At 41.2% G+C, this 21,282-nt stretch carries 15 protein-coding genes; 5 read left to right on the forward strand and 10 right to left on the reverse strand.

The genetic code is table 11. The features are described from left to right. The first annotated feature begins 645 nt into the window (after nucleotides 1-645). From ACFVSW_RS08650 to ACFVSW_RS08660, 3 genes are all read left to right on the forward strand, one after another. Nucleotides 646-1,548 (forward strand): LysR family transcriptional regulator, encoded by a 903-nt coding sequence (locus tag ACFVSW_RS08650; RefSeq protein WP_387314705.1) that lies wholly within the window; start codon nucleotides 646-648, stop codon nucleotides 1,546-1,548. A 217-nt stretch (nucleotides 1,549-1,765) separates the two neighbouring features. Then, complete coding sequence (locus ACFVSW_RS08655) at nucleotides 1,766-2,281, forward strand: acyl-CoA thioesterase (protein ID WP_387314707.1); 516 nt, start codon at nucleotides 1,766-1,768, stop codon at nucleotides 2,279-2,281. Nucleotides 2,282-2,306: 25 nt separating this feature from the next. After that, nucleotides 2,307-2,678: a hypothetical protein gene (locus ACFVSW_RS08660; protein ID WP_387314710.1), complete on the forward strand. Its 372-nt coding sequence runs from the start codon at nucleotides 2,307-2,309 to the stop codon at nucleotides 2,676-2,678. Nucleotides 2,679-2,960: 282 nt separating this feature from the next. Here the strand turns inward: ACFVSW_RS08660 and ACFVSW_RS08665 are convergent, their stop codons facing one another. Beyond that, nucleotides 2,961-3,233: a hypothetical protein gene (locus ACFVSW_RS08665; protein ID WP_387314711.1), complete on the reverse strand. Its 273-nt coding sequence runs from the start codon at nucleotides 3,231-3,233 to the stop codon at nucleotides 2,961-2,963. Between the two features lie 800 nt (nucleotides 3,234-4,033). Between ACFVSW_RS08665 and ACFVSW_RS08670 the strand changes: the two genes are divergently transcribed. Then, nucleotides 4,034-4,204, forward strand: coding sequence for a hypothetical protein (locus ACFVSW_RS08670; RefSeq protein ID WP_387314714.1), 171 nt, complete (start codon nucleotides 4,034-4,036; stop codon nucleotides 4,202-4,204). Nucleotides 4,205-4,324: 120 nt separating this feature from the next. Here ACFVSW_RS08670 and ACFVSW_RS08675 read toward each other — a convergent pair whose 3' ends face one another. From ACFVSW_RS08675 to tagD, 8 genes are all read right to left on the reverse strand, one after another. Beyond that, a complete protein-coding gene (locus tag ACFVSW_RS08675) occupies nucleotides 4,325-5,728 on the reverse strand; it encodes a polysaccharide pyruvyl transferase family protein (protein WP_387314716.1) in 1,404 nt (467 codons plus the stop codon). Nucleotides 5,729-5,754: 26 nt separating this feature from the next. Further along, on the reverse strand, nucleotides 5,755-7,617 hold the full coding sequence (locus tag ACFVSW_RS08680; protein WP_387314719.1) for a CDP-glycerol glycerophosphotransferase family protein: 1,863 nt from the start codon (nucleotides 7,615-7,617) through the stop codon (nucleotides 5,755-5,757). Between the two features lie 15 nt (nucleotides 7,618-7,632). Then, complete coding sequence (locus ACFVSW_RS08685) at nucleotides 7,633-8,802, reverse strand: CDP-glycerol glycerophosphotransferase family protein (RefSeq protein WP_387315127.1); 1,170 nt, start codon at nucleotides 8,800-8,802, stop codon at nucleotides 7,633-7,635. Nucleotides 8,803-8,830: 28 nt separating this feature from the next. Next, nucleotides 8,831-9,856 (reverse strand): ribitol-5-phosphate dehydrogenase, encoded by a 1,026-nt coding sequence (locus tag ACFVSW_RS08690; protein ID WP_387314721.1) that lies wholly within the window; start codon nucleotides 9,854-9,856, stop codon nucleotides 8,831-8,833. Further along, nucleotides 9,849-10,565, reverse strand: a complete 717-nt coding sequence (locus ACFVSW_RS08695) for an IspD/TarI family cytidylyltransferase (protein WP_387314724.1) — start codon at nucleotides 10,563-10,565, stop codon at nucleotides 9,849-9,851. Before ACFVSW_RS08695 ends, ACFVSW_RS08690 begins: the two co-directional genes overlap by 8 nt. A gap of 623 nt (nucleotides 10,566-11,188) precedes the next feature. Next, on the reverse strand, nucleotides 11,189-11,995 hold the full coding sequence (locus ACFVSW_RS08700) for an ABC transporter permease (protein WP_387314726.1): 807 nt from the start codon (nucleotides 11,993-11,995) through the stop codon (nucleotides 11,189-11,191). A gap of 24 nt (nucleotides 11,996-12,019) precedes the next feature. Beyond that, entirely contained in the window at nucleotides 12,020-13,225 is a 1,206-nt protein-coding gene (locus tag ACFVSW_RS08705; RefSeq protein ID WP_387314729.1) for a CDP-glycerol glycerophosphotransferase family protein, read from the reverse strand. After that, on the reverse strand, nucleotides 13,197-13,595 hold the full coding sequence (tagD, locus tag ACFVSW_RS08710; RefSeq protein WP_387314731.1) for a glycerol-3-phosphate cytidylyltransferase: 399 nt from the start codon (nucleotides 13,593-13,595) through the stop codon (nucleotides 13,197-13,199). The genes ACFVSW_RS08705 and tagD overlap by 29 nt, the downstream gene beginning before the upstream one ends. A gap of 329 nt (nucleotides 13,596-13,924) precedes the next feature. Here tagD and ACFVSW_RS08715 point away from each other — a divergent pair, with 329 nt between their 5' ends. Continuing rightward, nucleotides 13,925-14,647, forward strand: a complete 723-nt coding sequence (locus tag ACFVSW_RS08715) for a WecB/TagA/CpsF family glycosyltransferase (RefSeq protein ID WP_387314734.1) — start codon at nucleotides 13,925-13,927, stop codon at nucleotides 14,645-14,647. Between the two features lie 81 nt (nucleotides 14,648-14,728). Here the strand turns inward: ACFVSW_RS08715 and ACFVSW_RS08720 are convergent, their stop codons facing one another. Next, entirely contained in the window at nucleotides 14,729-21,178 is a 6,450-nt protein-coding gene (locus ACFVSW_RS08720; protein WP_387314736.1) for an Ig-like domain-containing protein, read from the reverse strand. Between the last annotated feature and the right edge of the window lie 104 nt (nucleotides 21,179-21,282).

The following is a 21,282-nucleotide window of genomic DNA, read 5'->3' on the forward strand; positions in this document are numbered from 1 at the left end:
ATTTATCAAGGTTTCTGTGAAATTCCATTAACTTTGACATAGTAATTGACATCATTATTATGATGGACAATAAGTATTGTACAATTAAAAAAGAGGGTCAAAACTTCTGTCATTTGCAATGCCGTTTTGAGTACCAATTTTATTGATCTTTAAAAGCTGCTGATTCCTGCATCTAGGATCAAGAGGGGCCGCACTTATCGGTTGGGGGATCAGGTTAAGCACCCGAGCTGATAAATAGACGGAAAAATTTCGCTTAATGAGTAATTTTTATTAAAAAAGGCTTAAATAGACGGAGAGATTCCGCCTACTGCCTCGAAAAATTCAAAAATGGGAGATTTAGCTTTGCTTAATCGGAAAACCTCCTCTTATTTACCCCGAAACGAGCTCCATTCTGCATCTAACCGGAAAATCTCCGCTTATTTTACTTTTGCTGGTTACTCGATTAAGGACAAGACATCTTATTTAAAAGGGAGTGAGTTTTAGCTCAAAAATGCAAATTGTGTTACGGTGAACCGTATCATAAGTAAATGAGGTTTTTTCAAAAAATTGGTTTGCCTTTTTGATAAATCACAAGTGAGGTTACTAAAGTAAAAAATGTGGTAAACTAAAATATCTTTAAAAAAGTATATAAGGTGTTTGATAGGATTGGAAATTAAACATTTGGAGTGTTTTATTGAAGTTACACGTACTGGCAATTTCACCAATGCAGCTGAAAATCTGTTTATTACGCAGCCTGCCCTCAGTAGAATTATCAAAACCTTGGAGGATGAACTTGGTACACAGCTATTTATTCGCACAAGAAAAGGGCTGATATTAACAGATTCAGGACGTATTTTAAAAAAGCATACATTAATAATTGAAAAACAGTTGCAGCTATTGGATGCGGAACTTGGTCAGATGTTCATGCTAAAAAAAAGCCATGTCCGTATTGGACTCCCTGCGATTACTAATTCTATTTTCTTCTCACAACTGATTGCATCGTTTCATGAAAAATATCCAGAGGTGACATTCCAATTGGAAGAGGATGGATCTAAGCCGATTGAGGAGAAGATTGTCAATGGTTTGTTAGATTTTGGGGTTCTCGTTCTTCCGGAGAAAAATGATAATCTCGACTATTATAGGTTTGTTAATGAGAAATTAAAACTAGTGGTACCCTCGTTTCATCGTCTTGCTGGGAGACAGGAAGTGTCATTGAAAGAACTTAAAGAAGAGAGCTTTATTATGTTCAATCGAGATTTTGAGTTAAGGAACCTAGTCATGACTGCTTGCAGAGAAGCTGGTTTTCAACCGAAAATTATTTCGGAAACATCACAATTAGATTTTATTCAAGAATTGGTGGCTTACAATATAGGTATTACTTTGCTGCCTGAGAATACATGTTTGGAACTAGCAAATGATTTTCGAACTATAACCGTAATCAATCCGACAATCGAATGGAATCTAGCGATGGTCTGGAAAAAAGATGCATACTTATCACAGGTTGCGAAAGAATTTATCCGATTTGCTAAAGTAAAGCTGTCGACATCTAATCATAACCATGATTCATAATCTAAATTGAGTCAAATAGTAGAAGGCTTCCTCTTGTTAAGGGGAGGCTTTTTTTATTGTTTAGGCTAAAGAGCGCTTACATACTATTTTGTTATGAATTGCATATGGGATTGGCATTGTATCTTTCCACTATAGTCATATTATAATTGTCATTGTAAAAACTTCAATGCATTTGAGGCGAACGCTTCAAATGTATTTTTATATAAGGTGGTATTTTATGCAAGCGAAAAGGGTTATAGAAACGCGTGTTGTTCAAACCGATCAAGTGCTCATTAATGATTTGAACAATTATCATACATTATTTGGTGGAGTTCTAATGAAGAAGATGGATGCTTGTGCGACGCTTTCCGCTCGCAGGCACTCAAGGGTAAAGGAATGTGTTACGGCATCTACTGACTCGGTTAACTTCATTGAACCAATCAGAGTAAGTGATTCGGTTTGTATCGAATCATTTGTCAGCTATACAGGTAAAAGGTCAATGGAGATTTTCTGTAAAGTGGTGGCCGAAGATCTTGAAACTGGAAAACGTAGACTTGCAGCTACAGCATTCTTAACTTTTGTTCCTCTAGATGAAAATAAAAGGCCGATAGAAGTTCCAGGTGTTATTCCAGAAACAGAAGAAGAAAAATTTCTCTATGAAACGGGAAAAGAACGTGAAAAAATTCGCAAGCTAAAAAGACAACAAAATAACGAACTCGTGTCCAAACTTTCAGTGGATAAACCATGGGACTAATACCAAGCAAAAAGGGAGAGAGATTATGCTAACAACATCAAGTTACAACCAATTGAAAAGTGCGCAAATTGCTATCGGAAAATTGAATTCCACAAAACCATCTATTTACAGAAAATTTATCAATATCATTAAGCTGACTCGTCAATTGCAGTTTGGATATCAATATATGGGCTCATTAATTATGGATGAAGACCCAGGTAAATTCAATCCGAGGTCTCAAGATGATTATGTGTTGTCTGTCTATTATCGGGAAATCGAAAATTTAAAAACAGACATAAAGTTCCTTGAGTTAAAGCAATTACTAAAAACGTATAAACAAATCAGCTATGCTAATATTAGCAAGTTAGCATTGGGGGAAAACCCAGAAGCATTAGTTGGTCCAACTTTAGTCCGTTAATAGCCGAACGGAACCTTTCCAACCTCACTTAGAACTTTCACGGTGAACCGTATCACAAGTAAGTGAGGTTTTATATAAATAAGGTTATTGTATTCCTAATAAAGAAGCTCGTCGATTACTATGGCGAGTTTTACTCTTTTATATACCAATAACGATGCCAATACTACTGTCATTTCGGCACGTATTTTAAGAAAAGCACCTCAAAACAGAACCCTTTATCACTCGGATTGATGCGTTTTCCATTGGAGAATAAAAGACGCCTTCACACTCGGAAGGCGTCTTTTATATTAGATGTGTGCAGCCCATACTTTTGAGCTCTTGTTCAAACTTGTCTTTCGCTGTCGTTCGTAAGTAGTGGCCGAGAATTTTTGCTAATTGAGCGCTTAATTCCACGATTTCCAATTCTTCATAATGGACAAATGCGTCCATCTTCCCCTCTTTGACCCATACTCCTCTTCCATTCTCTTTGATGACGTCATATTCCTTCCCAATCATCTCGGGAGGCAATTGATCTCCGTTTATATCAGTAATTGATTGAACAATCTTTATTCTCATATGACTCCTCCCTTATAAGTGGTGACATGAAAATCTGATATAAATGCAATAAAAGTTCGGGCAAATGGAGGTATTCAACTAAATTTTAACACGGAATACCGCCGGTTTCAAAAAAAGAACAACGCTAAATGCCGACAAAAATTGGCTTCCGCCAAGACGGCTTTGTCGGATAAGGACACATATTATCTACTATACCCGCTTTTCGACCTTCCTAAAAAAAGAAAAAAGCGCAGGAATGCCCCTGCCGAGTTTTACTGTAGAGGTACAAACAATAAAAATGCTTTATTTATCCGGTTTCGGTCGCTTATACCCCTCATTGGCTACCGAACTTCGTTGAACTTCCCGGGTTCGGTCGCTTATACCCCTTATTGGCTACCGAAACTCGTTGAACTTTTCAGGTTCGGTCGCTTATACCCCTTATAAGCTACCGAAACTCGATAAACTTTTCTGGTTCGGTCGTTTATACCCCTTATAAGCTACCGAAACTCGTTGAACTTTTCTGGTTCGGTCGCTTATACCCCTTATAAGCTACCGAAACTCGGTGAACTTCTCAGGTTCGGTAGCTTATACCCCTTATAAGCTACCGAAACTCGGTGAACTTCTCAGGTTCGGTCGCTTATACCCCTTATCCAATCTAGTTTTCCTGTATAGGTACCAATAGAAGATGTCATGAAAGGATCGATATAAAAAGAGAAATTTTCTGTCATTTATTTGTTTTAAATACTAGTTTTAGGGTACATAAATGATAGTTAACGAATGCCTTTATTCAAGGAAAGTTAATATAAAAAGGAGGAGTTACGTTGGATATTCTAGAGTTCGGTGCTTGGTTCCAATATTTCTTGTTGATTATTAGCGGCTTTTTAGTTCTATTTCTTGTGTTGCTGTTATATACCAATAAATTTACAAATCAAAAAATCAATGAAATCGAACAACAGAATGAAGGCGTTGGATCTTACACGGAATTTGATTAACGATTGCAAGCGTTGAGGATCTGAGCTGTCAACGCGGGTGCCATTTCCATTAAATATCAATAAAAGCGCATGGATGGCCCATGCGCCTTTTCACTTAATGCCTAATTTCAACAATATAGCCTATTTACGAGCAAACATATCCGCTGTTTTCAAAGCCAACCGGACGGCTTTGCGATTTAATGTCCCTTTGTACTTTTTAATCGCTTTATCTTTTTCAGCGACCTTTTTTTGCAGCTGCTTGATTGTTTTATCTTTTCCTGCTAATTTCGCTATTTGTTTTCCCTCGACGAGCGAGAAGTATTTCTCCATGCGGTCGGCGATTTCGACTGGACTGCAGGCGCTGATTGGCGCGATTGGCGGCAGGAGCTCCGCTGATGCTGACGCCATTTTCTCGTCTAGAGGCACGACCGCAGGCTTCACGCCGTCTTTATAAATGTGATCGATGTTGTTTTTATTCAAGAAGTCGATGTAGTGGTCAAAGTTCTGGCCTTGGCGTTTCGTTGGCTGCTGGAAATCAGCCTTTTCCACTAACTCGCTAAGCTTTGTGTCAGCGGTAATTTGATTCGCCATCACATGTGTTAATTGATGATACTCTGTCAATTCTCTCATACGCGCATCTTTCGGAATCAGGATGCTTGGTGTTCCGGCGATGGTCGCTGTGATGTTCCCGTGCAGTCTGGCCCCGAAGCTCAAGTCTGCCTGTCTGATGAAGTCTAACCATGTCGGTACATTTAAGAAATAACGGATGCGGTCATTCATATAGGCCGGGTCTGACATGCTAACCGGATAGTTCGTGCGTGGCTCTTTTGTTAACGCAGGCGCCCCTGCATAGGCAAGCTTCAGTTCTTTCATCCATTGCGGAAGGAAATAATGGTTCGGATACTCTTCCATCCCTCTTGTAATGAAATCTAATACATTTTTCGGTGCAAGCATTGAAGAGTTCACAGCAACGACTGAGTCCTTTGTGATCTTCGTTTCACGGATGTTTAATTCGCGGCCAAAGGAATACATCGATGGGCAGCCGATAACAGTATGGTCAATTCCCTCACGGAAGCCTAAGCGCGTCAGGTATTCGGAGGTAATTTCACCTCGCAGCCCAATCATGCTCGACTTCTCTAAGACTGCGCTGACAAACTCCTTCACGTCTTTATCAAACGGGAAGCCTTCGTTTAACTTTGGTTCAAACGGTGCACGCAAACCGACACCAATCACATACACAGGAATTTTCAGTTTTTTAATTAGCTTCGTATACTTCCGTAATGATGGGACAAATTCTTCCCGGAACGCATCTGCGAGCGGGATGACGTATGCATCATATTTTTCATTAATTTCATCGGCACGGCTTGGATCATAGTCATAGTAGTCGGGCGTAATCGTCGTATCTTCGGTCATTAACGTCCGGAATACACTGTATTGATAGACCAAGTTCCCGACGTTGCCGCCAATTGAATTGTTCGCCATGATATGTGCTGCATCAAAAATATCGAACGGCGACATCCCAGTCCTGATAATAATATTTTTCATTTCAAAAATAACCCCCTGATTTCTTTCTAATACCAATCTTCATCTGTCTTTAATAAAATCTGCTCGACGACTCGTTCGCTTGATTTGCCATCAAGATCATCGAAGAAGTACTTCACAAACGGTTCAATCTTCTGCATTTCAAAGTTTTCTTGTTGGATCGTCTCAATTATCTCTTCTGTCGTTCTGACAAGCGGTCCTGGAATAAACGATTGATAATCATAATAAAAGTCCCTTTTTTGAACGTATTCTTCGACATCGTAAGAGAAGAATAACATTGGTTTGTTCAGTAACGCATACTCAAAGCAAACAGACGAGTAATCAGTAATTAAGATATCGGTAATAAAGAGTAGGTCGTTCACTTCGCGATAGGATGAAAAGTCGTAAAAGAAATCACTGTATTGGTACGGAATACTGAAATCATTTTTCACAAACGGATGGACTTTGAACAGGAATACATATTCATCCTTTAACGAATGATACAGCTTGTCAAAATGTAAGCGATCGATTGGATAATGCGCCGATTGCTGTCCATTGCCGCGGAAGGTTGGCGCGAATGTGATTACCTTCTTATTCCTTAGAAACGGGTATTCCTCATATAGCGAATCGCGAACCTTGTCCTGATAGGCTTGATCGAAAAAGATATCCGTTCTTGGAATTCCAGTTGCGATTACTTTCTCTTGATCAATGCCAAAGCCCTCTGCATAGTGCTTGGCAATATTTTTTGAGCTTACGATTGCCTTTGTATAGTTGCGGTGATTTCTCGACTTTGGCGATGGACCGCCAGGCCGTCCAAGGCGGCTGAAGCCAAATGTTTTAAAGGCGCCGACCGCATGCCAAAGCTGAACTAGTTCTGCTTTTTTGCGAATTTTCAACGGATAGACCATCGGATAAAAATCATCGAGCAGAATAAATTTCGCCGTGGCCAGCTGATAAGCCAATTCCATGATCTCTTTGTAGGACTTGCGATCCTCAATCCCTTTTTTCAGGATAAAGTGATAGTCGACATCGAGCTTCTGCTTCTGCATCTCGTCATAGACAAATTGGAAGTTGCCGCTCATATCTGACCGGCTGTCGGATGCGAATAACACTTTCTCTTCTTGTAATGGAAGCAGCTTACAGAGATTGTAGACGAGTTTAAAGCCGTATGTGCGCATAAAGCGATAGAGTAAGCTATCATTTTTCGCGAGCATTAAATTATATTTAGAAGGGTCGATATCCTTCAGCTTAGTCGACTCGATTTTTAATGTTTTTTCGCGTTGGTCATAGGTTGCCATTAAATTATATTTCAGCTCTTGTTTAGCAGAGAAGTATTCCATCTTTGTGGTATAGAACTGCTGCGGCAAGAAATTAAGCACATTGCCAAGCGGATAGATTTTTCGATAGTTCTTAAACTCTGATACTTGCACTTCCACTTCGAGATAGGTCCGATAGGTGGAAGGAGTCAGCGGCTTATTATTCTCCGTCATTGTCGAAAAATCAATTTTCCCTTTGAAGCCAGCCCATTTGTAGCGGCTTTCAATCTTGCCCTCTAAGGCAAGCTCATCAATCGAAATATCGGTTAACGGAACGGTTATTTCTTGGTCGTTATCATTTTTCAGGACCAATTGCTTTTTCACTAAGTCCTCATCACGCATCGAGATATCTTCAAGGTAGAAATAGCCTTCGATTTCCATGATCGGTCCGTTCCACATCAGCTTCGTAATTTGTCTTCGCGGAATCAGTTCCTTCCGATCCGTTCCGGATTTTGCTAAACCCGGTAATGCTTCTTCAAGCTGTTTGCCTTTGATGACAATATAATCTTCTTCCACAGCGGAGAATGGGGCTTCGGGCTTTGCTTGTTGTGGCGTCTGTGTAGTACTGCGCCTTCTCAGTAATCTCTTAAAAATCAACTTCTGTGACACCCCTTACACTTCTTTTGAAATAATGGTTTCGATGGTCTTTCGGCTTACCTGGCCATCATACACATCGAAAAATCGCTTTCGAAACTTATTGACTTGCGGAAGATTAAATTCTTCCTTTTTAATCCAAAAAGCCAGATCCTTCGTTTTCGTGAAAATTGGACCTGGGACAAACGATTTATATGGATAATAAAAATCTCTTTCCGATATATAGGCCTCCAAATCATTGGCATAAAAAACAATCGGGCGGCCCAGTAAACAATAATCAAAAATAATCGCTGAATAATCGGTAATCAAGACATCAGCAAGTGTTAAGATTTCTTCGGTATTAAACACATCATCTATTTGGTAAACAAAGTCCAATAGTCCTTTGTCAAAGTTCAGCTCTGATTTGATATAGGGATGAAGCTTCACCACTAGGGCATAGCCGTCACCAAGCCCGTTTTTCAGCGCAGCAAAATCTAAATAAGTTTGCGAGACTGATTGCTGATGGCTTTTTCCTCTGAAGGTTGGCGCATAAAGTATCAGCTTCTTGCCGTTAAGTTCCGGATATAACTGTACTAATCGCTTTCTTACCTCGATATGATGTTCTTCCTGAAAGAAATAATCGGATCGCGGTAATCCTAATGGCAGTATTTGTTCTGCCGGCATATTAAATGCTTCGGCATAGAATGGGATGACTTCCGCTGCACTAACAATCACGTTTGAATAATTCGAATGAACTTTGACATGTTTTAAATAGTCGCTGCTTGGACCAAAGCTTTTGCCAACCGTGCTATAACCAAATTTCTTAAACGCACCGGCAGCATGCCACACTTGGATGATGCTCGTCTGTTTCCGCGGCTTAATGAAATAAACGGGAAAATAGTAGTCATCAATAAAGAAATAGCGCGATGTTGCCAAGTGATAGGTTGAGATGAACATGTGCAGGAGATAGGAAAGTTTCCCCCGCCTGCTCGAATCAAATTTCTTAAATAAGTCGACTACTAGAAACTCTGGGTATTGCTGGTTTACTTCATTTTGCAAATGGAGCAAATTCCCCTGAATCGCATCCGAACGATAGGAAGTAAAGGTTACCTTTTGCTGCTTCACAGGGAAAATCAAACAATATAATTGGTAGATGATGCTTATTATCGCTTTGGTAAGTATGGTCGGCAGTAACTTTATTTGCTTCATCAACTAAACAGGCCCTTCCTAAAGGGGGTTAGATATTCCATTCCATGACTGTTTTACCCCATGATGTCGTTAAGTCTTTTTCAAAGGCATCGATAATGTCTTGAATCGATTTCACTTCATGGACCGAACCAATCAATGTTTCGAGATAATCGACTACCTCCTGGTTGCACGCCAGGAAATCAACGGTGTTTTTAAAATCGTGATAGCCGCTTCGCGAGCTGCCAATCAAGGTAATTCCCTTTTCCAAAATCATTCTTGTGTTGATTTCGACCGGATATTCCGAGACACCTAGAATCGAAATCGTCCCCTCCGGAATGATATGGTCAATAATTTGGTTAATCGCATATTGGCTGCCAATGCTGCCGACACATTCAAAGGCATGATCAAACTTCAGGTCAGCTGGCAGTTGATTAATGTTATAGACTTCATCTGCGAATGAAAAATTGTTTAGTTTAAAAGGAGTTTTTCCCGCGACAACGACCTTACTCTCTTTGTATTTCTTTTTCAATAATAGCGCGGTAATATAGCCTAAGTTCCCGTCTCCCCAAACACCAAAGGTTTGGCGGCGGCTGTGTGCCTTCGCCTCAAATCTCGCGAGGGAATGCATCGCAATTGTGATCAGCTCTGTGAATGCCGCTACGTGAACATTAATATGCTCCGGCAACGCTATCAATCTATCTCTCTCTAAAAAAATATAATCCTGCATAAAGCCATCAAAACCACTGGAGCGAAACTTGCTCGAGCGCAGGTAGTTTTCGGCAATGATTTCATCTTGTTCAACTGGTGTATTCGGGATCATCACGACTCTTGTCCCCGGTTTGTATTCCCCTGCCGGGTCGTAAACAATATCACCGATTCCTTCATGGATTAGCGCCATTGGTAGCTTCGTCGCCATCGCTTCTTCACCGCGCGTCCCGGTATAATAGCGTTGGTCGGCAGCACAAATCGATAGGTGGGTAGGGCGGACCACGATGTAATCTGAATGAATCGAACTATCCTTGTAGGTAATCTCAAACTGACGTGCCGACACTAATCGATACACTTGATTAATCATTTGCAATCTTCTCCGATAAAATCGCATTCGCTACTTTTAAATCATATGGAGTCGTAATCTTTATATTAAAGACCTCACCTTTGACGATCTTGACCGGCTCGCCGTATAGGGAACAAATCTTACAAGCATCGGTGAGAATTTCCTTTTGCTCCGTCGTTAGCTGCTGATAGTAATTCACAAGCGTTTGAATATGGAAGCTTTGCGGCGTTTGCCCTTGATACATCTGGCTGCGCTTCGGGATATTTGAGATCGTATCGCCGTCCTCTGACTCAATGATCGTATCGATCGCTTCGATGACGGTATCAACGGCTTTATATTTCTTGACCTGTTCGATGTTTTCTTTAATGATTCGATGGGTTAGAAACGGGCGAACAGAATCGTGGGTGACAATATAATCATCTTCAAACACGCCAATGGTACTCTCGATGTAACGAATCCCATTCATGATCGACTCGTTTCGATCGCGACCACCCTCGATAACAGCAACTCGATTATTTTTTCCAATAAATTTGCTGATAATATCTTGCGTGTAATTGATCCACTCTCTTGGTGTGACGACCAAGATTTTTTCAAAATCAGGATTTAAAATGAATTTTTCCAGTGTATGAATAATAATTGGTTTATTATTTAAGGTTAGAAACTGTTTCGGCATGTTAACATTGCCCATCCGCGTTCCTTTACCACCGGCAAGTATTTCTGCATAAATCATCTATCCAGCCTCCGTCTAAGTATATATAAAAGAAGAAAATTGTCTTTTTATGTCAAAATTTAGTATATTATGATTTACGGCACAATGACTATTAAACTATATAATGACGCGATTGACTAGTACTTTTTGCACTTGGAATAAATTTGACATACTCTCCCAACCGAATCTATTACAGAAAATGGTGCATATTGCTGGATTGGGGCAAAAGTGCAGCTTCGGGATCTTCTTGGTTTTGGATACGAAATGTCCTTCATCAGCCTTATGAAGGACAAATCTCCTTGGTTTTGGATACGAAATGTCCTTCATCGACCTTATGAAGGACAAATCTCCTTGGTTTTGGATGCGAAATGTCCTTCATCGACCTTATGAAGGACAGATCTCCTTGGTTTTGGATGCGAAATGTCCTTCATCGACCTTATGAAGGACAAATCTCCTTGGTTTTGGATACGAAATGTCCTTCATCGACCTTATGAAGGACAAATCTCCTTGGTTTTGGACACGAAATGTCCTTCATCCACCTTATGAAGGACAAATCTCCTTGGTCTTGGACACGAAATGTCCTTCATCCACCTTATTAAGGACAAAACCAACTCATATTTCGCTCGAAATGTCCTCAAGAGCTTTTATAAATAATCAACAAAGCGATCTTTGAATTTCAAATGGATGCTGGAACCAAGCCATAGCAAGACGAGGACCACTACCCAAAAGTAGAGCGTATATTTCGCATGATCAACGAAATACCATTCGGTACCGAGTAATGCCGCGCGATAGCCTTCAATTATATAATAGAAGGGATTTGCCTTCATCAAGTTCCGAATCTGCTCCGGCAGCCGCTCGACGGTCCAGAGGATTGGCGTTAAATATAACAACACCCGGACGACCGATTGGATGACCATTTGCACATCACGGACAATCGTTGCCAAGGTGGAGGTGATTAAGGAAATCGCCACCAACAACACTAAATTCGCCAGCATGAAGTATGGCAATTGGAAAGAATAAATCGACGGCGTATAGCCATAATAAAGCAGGATGACCGCGATGATGCCGACGAGTGTCACATGATGGTAAAACTTAGAGGTAATCACATAGGTAGGAATTACACTCATTGGGAAATTCATCTTGGAAATGATGTTAATCCTTGTGTAAATCGATTTGGACCCCAGCGGCAGTGAATGGGAAATAAAGAACCAGACACTAATCCCTGACAGCATCCACGGCAGATATTCAATCCCGCCAACAGGCTTCCCGCCGCGAATTCCGAACCCAAATACAAACCAATAAATACTGATTAAGATCATCGGGGTGATAATTTCCCATAACATCCCTAAATAATTATTATTATTATTGCTTTTTAATTCAAACATCGACAACCGGCCGATTAAATGCAGGTTGGTAACGTTTTCCTTTACCACTTGAACTAATGATTTCATACTACTGCCCTTTCCAAAAACACTCTAAAATTTTTTACTAGCGCTCGCGATATAATCGACAAGCTTCTTCGCGGCGTCACCGTTTGAATATTCGTTCCAAATCTGCGAAAACGCTGCAGTTCGCGCTTGTCCATCGTCAGCGTCTATCGTTCTGATTAATTCGATAACCCCTTCAGTATCAAAGGCAATCGGGCCGGGAACAACCGCCTCATAATCCGCAATCACGCCTCTCTCCCGTTTGTAAAATTCCAAGTCATACGGGAAGAAAATCATCGGCTTGTTTAACAGCGCAAATTCGAACGGAATCGACGAATAATCGGTAATCAACAAATCCGCAATAATCAGCAGCTCATTCATCCGTTTAAACCCGCTAAAATCATAAACAAAGTCGGGGTAACGTTCTTGATAATTGTGACTCGATTGAACCGCCGGATGGAGTTTGATCAATAAAAGATAGTCATCCTTTAACGTTTGATACAGCTTGTCAATATCAAGGCTAATCTGAAAATCGGCCAATTGGGAATCGCGGAAGGTCGGCGCGTATAACAAGATCCGCTTTCCTTTAAGACGCGGATAGTTGTGCGCAAACTCTTTTTTTATCGTCTCATGCTTTGTTTTATCAAAAAAAAAGTCCGTTCTCGGAACACCGATACGCAACATATTTTCTGCTGGGACGGCAAATGATTCGACAAAAATCCCCGCCATCTTTTCCGAGCCGACAACAATCCTGTTAAATTGCGCATAGACGCGTCTAAATCTTTGCTTTGCCGCTTTGCTGCGATAGACAATCGAATGATCCTCCAGTCCAAAGGTTTTCAGGGCACCGGCCGCATGCCAAATTTGGATGCACTCGACATTTTTTCGTAACTGAATTGCTGCTAAAAAGGCAAAGTAATTATCAATAATCAGGTGCTTGGCGGTTGCGATATGGTAAATCGACCGCAGCCAGCTGAATAAATTGGCTGTTTCGAAAGGGATGACGGTCGTGTTTTGTAATTCCTGTTGAAATTCTTGGGAAAATGCCGACTTATGCAGGATTACTACTTGAAACGGCAGCTTTCGTCTGGCGATTTCGTGATACAAAAAGGACGTGTTTTCTTCAAACGAGACGACGAAGGTGATCTTATCCTTCTGCGGGCATATTTTAAACAGGTTATAGACGAGTTTAAAACAGAGCAAATAACATTTAATAGCGATTTCTTTAACCATTTGTACCGGAAAATAATTCATTTTTTATTTTTGTAGTCGATACACCCACAGTCCTCGGCAAGTAGATGACCTCGCAAAATTCCTGTAAATAATCGAAATGCCCTTTCCAGTCATCGCCCATGACAAATATATCGATATTGTTGCTTACAACGTCGTTCACCTTTTGATCCCAGCTTTTCTCAGGGATCACTAAATCAACAAACCGAATTGCTTCAAGAATCACTTTTCTATGTTCAAAACTGTAATAGGATTTTTTATGCTTTAAGCTGTCGAACTCGTCCGTCGACAAACCGACAGTAAGATGAGAACCTAACTCCTTAGCCCTTTTCAAAAGGTTTATATGTCCAAGATGGAGCAAATCAAATGTTCCATAGGTCAGTACTTTCTTCAAACTAGATCCCCCTCTCATTAAATCTTTTCATTCGCTGATTTAACTACCTACCCAATCATACTAAAATCGTTCATTATTAATTAAGATATTGTAAATAATAAGTAGAATTGTGTAAATGTTTTTAGGACTTTATGTCGAAATTGTAATATTTATGTTAATATTATACCAAAAATATTGATTAATAATAGAAGGTACCTTCTGGATTATTTTAATTGACTTTGCGCAAAATAATATGAATTATAAAATATATTTTCAATCTCATATGAAGTATTTAATTGCTTATCGCTATTTATTTTTTGCACTAGTCAGGATTAGGGGTTTAATTACACATGCTTAACTTTAAGGAAGTACTGGGTTACCGTTTCGTCGATAATACGATGGCTGAACTTGTCGAGGAAGTTCATTCGAGGATTACCCACTCGCAAAAAACATTTATCGTAACAGCTAATCCAGAAATCATTACATACGCCCAGTCAAATCCTTCCTATGACGAGGTTATCAAAAATTCTGATTATATAACCCCTGATGGCATTGGGATTGTTATAGCTTCAAAGATTTTGGGCAGACCGCTCCGGGAACGGCTTGCCGGCTTTGATTTGATGTTAAAACTGTTGGAATTATCCGATAAGAAACATTATCGGGTTTATTTATTAGGCACCAAACCTAATATTATTGATTTAAGTGCAAGCAATATCAAAAAGGCCTTTCCTAACCTTGAAATCGTCGGCTTTCACCACGGTTACTTTCAAAGTGATGAAAAAATTATCAAAGAAATTCAACAGAAACAACCTGATCTTGTCTTTGTCGGGCTCGGATTTCCGAAACAAGAGAAGTGGATTTCTGAAAACCTCCAGCACTTTACTAAAGGAGTCTTTATTGGCGTGGGCGGCTGCCTAAATATTTGGGCCGGAGTTACCAAACGCGCGCCAAAGTTTATGGTGAATTTAAACCTCGAATGGCTCTATCGTCTGATAAAGGAACCATCCCGGTCGAAAAGAATGTTAGCGATACCAATCTTTTTAAAGCGAGTTTTTCGGCATGAGTTTAAATAATTGCGGACATAGGGACAGGGCCTTGCCGGGCACAAATAAAAACCTCTTCTCATTGCTGAGAAGAGGTTTTTTTGAATTTGTTTATTGAATCCATGCTCCGTCTTTGCCGATTTTGTACTTACCTATTGTTGTGTTTGATGCCATATGGCCATCAGTGTATAGGTAGTACCATTTCTTGTTGACTAGGACCCAGCCGGTTTGCATTGCACCACTTGATGCAAGGTAATACCAGTTGTTATTTACTTTTACCCAGCCAGTTTGCATTGCACCACTAGCAGTTAAGAAGTACCATTTACCGCCAGATAGTACCCATGAATTTGATTTCATGACACCATTTGCATCAACGAAGTACCATTTACCGCTAGAAAGTACCCATGCATTTGTTTTCATAACGCCATTGGCATCAACGAAATACCATTTACCGCTAGAAAGTACCCATGCATTTGTTTTCATAACACCCTTCGCATCAAGGAAATACCATTTACCGCCATAAAGTACCCAGGCATTTGTTTTCATGACACCATTCGCATCGACAAAATACATTTTTCCGTTGGTAGAAACCCAGGTATTCATATCCATTACTCCGAATGTGCCAAGATAATACCACTTTCCTCCGGATAATACCCATTCATTTGTGAGCATTGATCCTTCAGGTCCGAGGTAATACCATTTTTGATTAGATTGAACCCAAGCATTCGTTTTCAGAATACCATTATTATAGTAATACCAGAGGTCATTCTCTTGATACCAACCATTTTTAACTTCAGGATCTGGTGTTGTTGTTTCGCTAACCGTCACTTCAGTTGCCGCACTTACGTTGCCTGCTGCATCTGTTGCTGTGACAGAGATTTTCTTGCCTGCTGCCACTTTTGCAATCGTAATCGCAAACTTGCCTTCAGCATCTGCTGTTGCGTTGCCGATTTCTTTACCGTCAACTTTCGCAACCACTTTTGCTCCTGCTTCTGCTGTACCTTTGATAACTAGATCAGCATCGGTTACAGGATTTACTACTGGTGCTGCTGGTGCGGTTACATCTGCTTCAGTTGTTACAGTTACTTCCGTTGCCGCACTTACGTTGCCTGCTGCATCTGTTGCTGTGACAGAGATTTTCTTGCCTGCTGCCACTTTTGCAATCGTAATCGCAAATTTACCATCAGCATCTGCTGTTGCGTTGCCGATTTCTTTGCCATCGACTTTCGCGACAACTTTTGCTCCTGCTTCTGCTGTACCTTTGATAACTAGATCAGCATCGGTTACAGGATTTACGACTGGAGCCGCTGGTGCTGTTGTATCTTCATTAACAGTGCCAACTAATTCTCTAGTATCTCTCACACGGATACGCTCACCTTGTGAGAAGGCACCTGAAAGACCTACAGCTTCCAATGTGTCACCCTTTTTAAGATCTGGTACAGCTACACCGCTTTGGTTCACAATGTATCCATCGGTAAACACAATTACATCGCCAGAACCGTCATTGATTACATAAGAGTTTTCATCGTACTTCGAGACAACTGTTCCTTTTACCTTCACAAGCAGCCCTTGGTTGGCAGCAGTTGTTGCTTCCCCGGTCGCTACCTGCTTCGGTTGAACAGGCGTGCCTTTGCCAAGCTTGATGACATCTTTTGCAAAGTTAGTAAACTCTAACTCTGTATTATTTTCATATGTCTTGATGTGGCCATAAACACGTACTTTATCGCCTGCTTTTAACGCTCCGTCTGGAACTTCAAGGTAGGCCATAATTCCGTTCGTATCATCTTGTAGATAGAAGGCATCGAAGAATACGCCGGCACCAGTTGTTACCGTTCCTTCGACGACGACATTCGTATCATCCGCTAGTTTGCGGGCATCGGCGATTTTCATTACTTTCGTATCGCGATGTGCTAACCAGTTGACGGCATTAAGCGTCATTTCGTCATTGCCTTTTGGTTCAAATGACTCATCCATCTGTTTATCATTGAAGATGTTCATACCGGAAACCACGATACGCCCATTTGCACCAATTTCTTCGGATGCAATTAATGGAATCGCTGAACCGCCTGTTTCATCGGAGACAGCATCATAGGTGTAACCGCCTTTAATATTGCCTTGGTATGTTGTTTCATTTCCTCTTGCTAAAATTGTAACCTTACCGCCTTCTGTCAGTGCCGTATTATTCGGGCCAGAAAGACTTGTTCCCGAGTAGTAATCGACAAATGATACGCGGTCGGTAATATAGTTAGACACTAATCCTGGACGTACTCGGACCGCAAATGGGCTTACCTTTGGATCGCCCCAGAAGTTGCCGGTCTTGCTATCATCAAATACGCCGTCATTACCCATGCGGATCGCTGAGTTAAGATCGCCAAGTAATGGATTATTAACGGTTGGGTCTGTTGAGCCATTATTGCTCTTTCCAGCCATTAATAGTGAACCGCCATTATTGATAAACTTGGTAACAGCTGTTCTTTCAGCCGCTGTCAGTGCTGTTCTTGCATGAGTTAATACTAATACTTTTACATTGCTTAATACTTCATCTGTAAGCGCAACTTTATTTTCCGTTACTGTATAGCCTTCTTTTTGAAGCATTAGTATAAAGGCTTTTAAGTTATCCTTGTACGTACCGCTGTCCGCACTTGTATTTTCATTGCCGTGCGCTGCATCAATTAAAACCGTAACTCCTAGCGGCTCTTTAATTTTTACAGGCATTGTATACTTCACATCACCAATATCAAGACCGTCGGTTGATGTTACGACAACAATTAGCTGATGGTCGCCCTTCATTGGACTTGGCCATGTAGCAGTTGCTCCTGCAGATCCTTTTGATAAAATTGATGAAATATTATTGGTGCCGATAAAATTCTCTTGTCTAACTTCATCGTAATAGAAGTCTACCTTTAGATTTTTGATCGCTTCTTTACCATTATTGGCTACAGTTGCGGTTAATTTAGCAGGGTTGCCGCCAATAATCACGCCGCCGTCAATATCAATTCCGTTTACTTTTACATCAACTGATTCTTCTTTTGACCAGATTGGCGCTGAATAAATTCGTTCGCCATCCATTTGCGTAACCTTGACAACAAACCATTGCTGGCCGCCTGTTACGGTATAGTTTGGACTCCATTCAAAGTCAGAAGTCATTGGTGAATACGTGTCAACGACTTTGCCGCCATTTGAAATTAATTCAACCTTTGCTACTCTATCATCTGATTTATAGCTTGTTGGCAGATAGTTGTAATCTGTGCTGTTGCGTTTTTCTGCTACTGGATCGCTTCCTGTGATTTTAAAATTCAACTTCTTGCTATCAACAGTTGAACCCATGTAATAGCCATTTGCTAATACATCTAACGTGAAGTTTGGATCCTCTGCCATATAGACGCGCATATTCCGCATCGCATGCATTAACGAATCTTGTGACAAATCATCGGCCACGATAACAGTACGGGCATTTGTTTGTCCCCATGTACCATCGTGGTTGTCTTCCCCATAAGTTGGAGCGACATGCCAGCCTAGGTCTAATGCCGAGTAGAATTTGCCTTCTGCATTGGCATAACCATAGTGTCCAGAACCGTTACCCACTTCTAGCATTGTAAATAACTTGTCTAAGTCTTTATTGTATGGCTTGAAATTATTAAAAGCATTCGCAGACATATCCGGGTGGTTAAATTGACCAACGATATCATCGTATGTCATGACCCATGCGTAATACTTGTTTAAGTCTTGGTATTGCTTGCCGTTAATATTTCGGTCAATGAAATTGTCTGTTCCGAAGATATTGGAATGTCCCCATGTAGTTGAGGTCATTTCAAATGCCGGGAAGACTACATAATCATTATTTTTTGTATATTGCTTCGCTAAATCCTTTGTTAACTGCCATTGGTCGCCGCCTGTACGCTCCTGCATACCGCCGTGTTCCACTGTATCTACACCCAATTTTTCCGGGTCGATATCATGGGAGTGGTCAGAGAATGCGAACCAATCGTAATGATGGGCCTTACCTGCTTTTAGTGCATCTTCAGGCGAACCTGCCGCATCATGTGAAATACTCGTGTGGTTATGTGTTGTTCCACGGTAGTGATTTCCACCGGTAAAGCGCGGTACAACTTCAAATGTCCATTCTTTTTCAGAAGGGTTGCCTAAAACGTCTTTAGCGGCTACCTTCACGGTGTGCTTGCCTAGTGCAAGGTCTGCTGCTGGTGTATATTTTACTTGTGTTTTGTTAATGACGGCAGCCGGTGCTTTCAGCTCCTTGCCATCTAACCATAATTGTACGGTTGTTTCATCGACACCGCTTGGGTCATCGATTAAGGCTGAAATTTCAGGTGTTGGACTCTCCACTTTCGTGCCATCCTGCGGTGTTTCTCCGCTGATTGTTGGTCCAAACGTATCTTCGATTATCTTAACCGCATTTGGAGCCGCACTTGTTCCAGCTGACTGGACTTGAGTGCCCGCTTTTGCTTCAATATAATACTCAAAGCCATTTTGCGGTACATTTGATGCTGGCAATGTGACTGTATAGCGGCCTTCACTGCCTTTCACCATTGGTAAAGCTGTAAATTCTGTCGCTCCAGCCGCGCGATAATAAGCAGTTACTGACTCTGCTCCATCGGCATTGGCGGCAAATTCTACGCTTGTTCCTTTGTACACTTCTTTAATCGCTGTGTGAGTGATCGCTAAAATTGGCGAAATATCCTTTGGATCACGTGGATACAATTGGTACCCGTTTGTTGCTGACGCATTGGTTGTATACTGACCTAATACACCTGTAACGGTATAGCTTTTTCCAGTTACAAGGTCGTTATCTGGAACGATTCCTGTTGCGCCCATAACACGCAATGTCGTCGCTTTGTTATTTTCGTCAACAAAGGTTACGTTCCAGTTTGGCGGTGTACTTGCTACAGCTGAAACCTTACCTGTGACGGAAACAAGGCTTCCTTCCAGCGGCTCTGCAGTTGCAAACGTATTTAAATCCATAATCGTAAGTGTTTTTGGAGCCGGAACTGGATTGCCTTCACTTATTTTTTCAATAGCTGTCGCTTCTAATTCGACTAAGCCATTGTATTGTAAAACCTTACCTGTTACGCGGACTTTATCGCCTTTAAGTGTCTTAAACGGCGTATCTAATCCACCAAAAATGTTGATTCCTGCTGTTCCGTCTTGAATATAGTAGTTTTGCTTCTGCGTTCCAAGAATTTGGTTGTCGACAGTCGCAACCCCTTCAACTGTGAAAAATTTATTTAAGTTCACAGCTTGACCTTTATCGTCTGACTTACGAACATCAGCAATCGTTGAAGTCGTCGCTGTATCCGCTTTTGTCACGGAAACAGACGGACTTTCCAGCATGATACCCTTACTGCTAGTCGTAATCTGTGTTACATAAACGGTATTCGGAGCACTTTTGATTGTTGTCGTAAAATCTCCTGCTGTTCCCGCTGTAACGGTTGCTAATTTTTCACTAGCATTCGCTTTGTCGTTCGGATAGACATTAACGGTGGCACCCGCTGCTGCAGTACCTGGACTGCCAATTAATGTGCCTGTTCCGCTTGTGATGCTGTAGCTTAATTTATCTTGAGCGATTGCTGCGCTTGGTGCTGCTACGCTAATTTGAATCGCTGCACTTTCATCTAAATCGCCTTGCTTGGCAGTAACAAATACGGATGGTAATGTTTTGGCAGAAGTGAAGCCAATCGAAAATGAACCGTCAGCTGCCGCTGTAGCTGTAGCTAAAGCAGTTCCTTTGGATGCGTTTTCATAAACATTAATCGTCGAGCCCGGTTCAGCTGCATCAGCTAGACCGACTACTTTTAGATCATTGCTATTTTGGGTAAATTGAATGTTTATTCCTTTGACCTGTAAGCTTGTAACTGGAACCATCGGCTTCTCAGGTGCGCTTGCTGTGTTTCTCGGTGCAGCAACTGCTCCTACATAGAAATCCGCGGCGTTGTCGTCTGTATCCCAGGCATTTCCTTTGCCGGTTGCCGGGTCGACGTTTGCGTAAGGGCGGCGCTGAGCACTTGTTTTCGCATCTAAAGTTTTCGTAGGTCCAGTACCTTCATAGGCATTTGCCGCTGTGCCATATCCCACGAAATCAACAGCATCTGCAGGCACCTTTCCATCTTTTGGTGAAGTAGTTGTTTTCAACAATACTACCTTCCCGGCTCCAGCAGCCATTGCGATGGCACCTGAATCATCCGGAGTTGCAAGATCAGCACCATTTGCACCGCCTGCTTCTGCGATTAGGTAATAGCCATAAGCAGGTATTACACCATTTAAAGTAGTAAATTGCCAGCTACTTCCAGCTGATGAGGCATATTGTACAGACCAGTCTTTCAGATCAACTGGTTGATCGGTTGGATTATACAACTCAATAAAATCCTTATTGTAAGGAGCGCCTGAGTTACCTCCTCCCCCGAAAACTTGGGAAATAACAATGTGATCAGCTTGCTCTGCATGTGCTTTGCCTATTAATCCGCTTGGCAAAAATGTGCTAAGCAATAATAGCGCGGCCATGAACATACTTGTCATGCGCTTGAACTTTCGATTGGTAAAGCTCATCCATTAACCACCCTTTTCCTCATTTATTGTTTTCACGAATCTAGGTATTTCCACCTATCGTGTAGTGATTTATATCACTCTCTCATTCTACAAAAATTTTTCGC

The sequence above is a fragment of the Neobacillus sp. NPDC058068 genome, assembly GCF_042885335.1.
GTDB lineage: Bacteria > Bacillota > Bacilli > Bacillales > Cytobacillaceae > Neobacillus.

Bases quoted from the DNA above. Each gene is read 5' to 3' on its own strand.
- ACFVSW_RS08655 (WP_387314707.1), top strand. From the start codon at position 1,766: ATGCAAGCGAAAAGGGTTATAGAAACGCGTGTTGTTCAAACCGATCAA.
- ACFVSW_RS08660 (WP_387314710.1), top strand. From the start codon at position 2,307: ATGCTAACAACATCAAGTTACAACCAATTGAAAAGTGCGCAAATTGCT.
- ACFVSW_RS08665 (WP_387314711.1), bottom strand. From the start codon at position 3,233: ATGAGAATAAAGATTGTTCAATCAATTACTGATATAAACGGAGATCAA.
- ACFVSW_RS08675 (WP_387314716.1), bottom strand. From the start codon at position 5,728: ATGAAAAATATTATTATCAGGACTGGGATGTCGCCGTTCGATATTTTT.
- ACFVSW_RS08685 (WP_387315127.1), bottom strand. From the start codon at position 8,802: ATGAAGCAAATAAAGTTACTGCCGACCATACTTACCAAAGCGATAATA.
- ACFVSW_RS08690 (WP_387314721.1), bottom strand. From the start codon at position 9,856: ATGATTAATCAAGTGTATCGATTAGTGTCGGCACGTCAGTTTGAGATT.
- ACFVSW_RS08695 (WP_387314724.1), bottom strand. From the start codon at position 10,565: ATGATTTATGCAGAAATACTTGCCGGTGGTAAAGGAACGCGGATGGGC.
- ACFVSW_RS08700 (WP_387314726.1), bottom strand. From the start codon at position 11,995: ATGAAATCATTAGTTCAAGTGGTAAAGGAAAACGTTACCAACCTGCAT.
- ACFVSW_RS08705 (WP_387314729.1), bottom strand. From the start codon at position 13,225: ATGAATTATTTTCCGGTACAAATGGTTAAAGAAATCGCTATTAAATGT.
- ACFVSW_RS08715 (WP_387314734.1), top strand. From the start codon at position 13,925: ATGCTTAACTTTAAGGAAGTACTGGGTTACCGTTTCGTCGATAATACG.
- ACFVSW_RS08720 (WP_387314736.1), bottom strand. From the start codon at position 21,178: ATGAGCTTTACCAATCGAAAGTTCAAGCGCATGACAAGTATGTTCATG.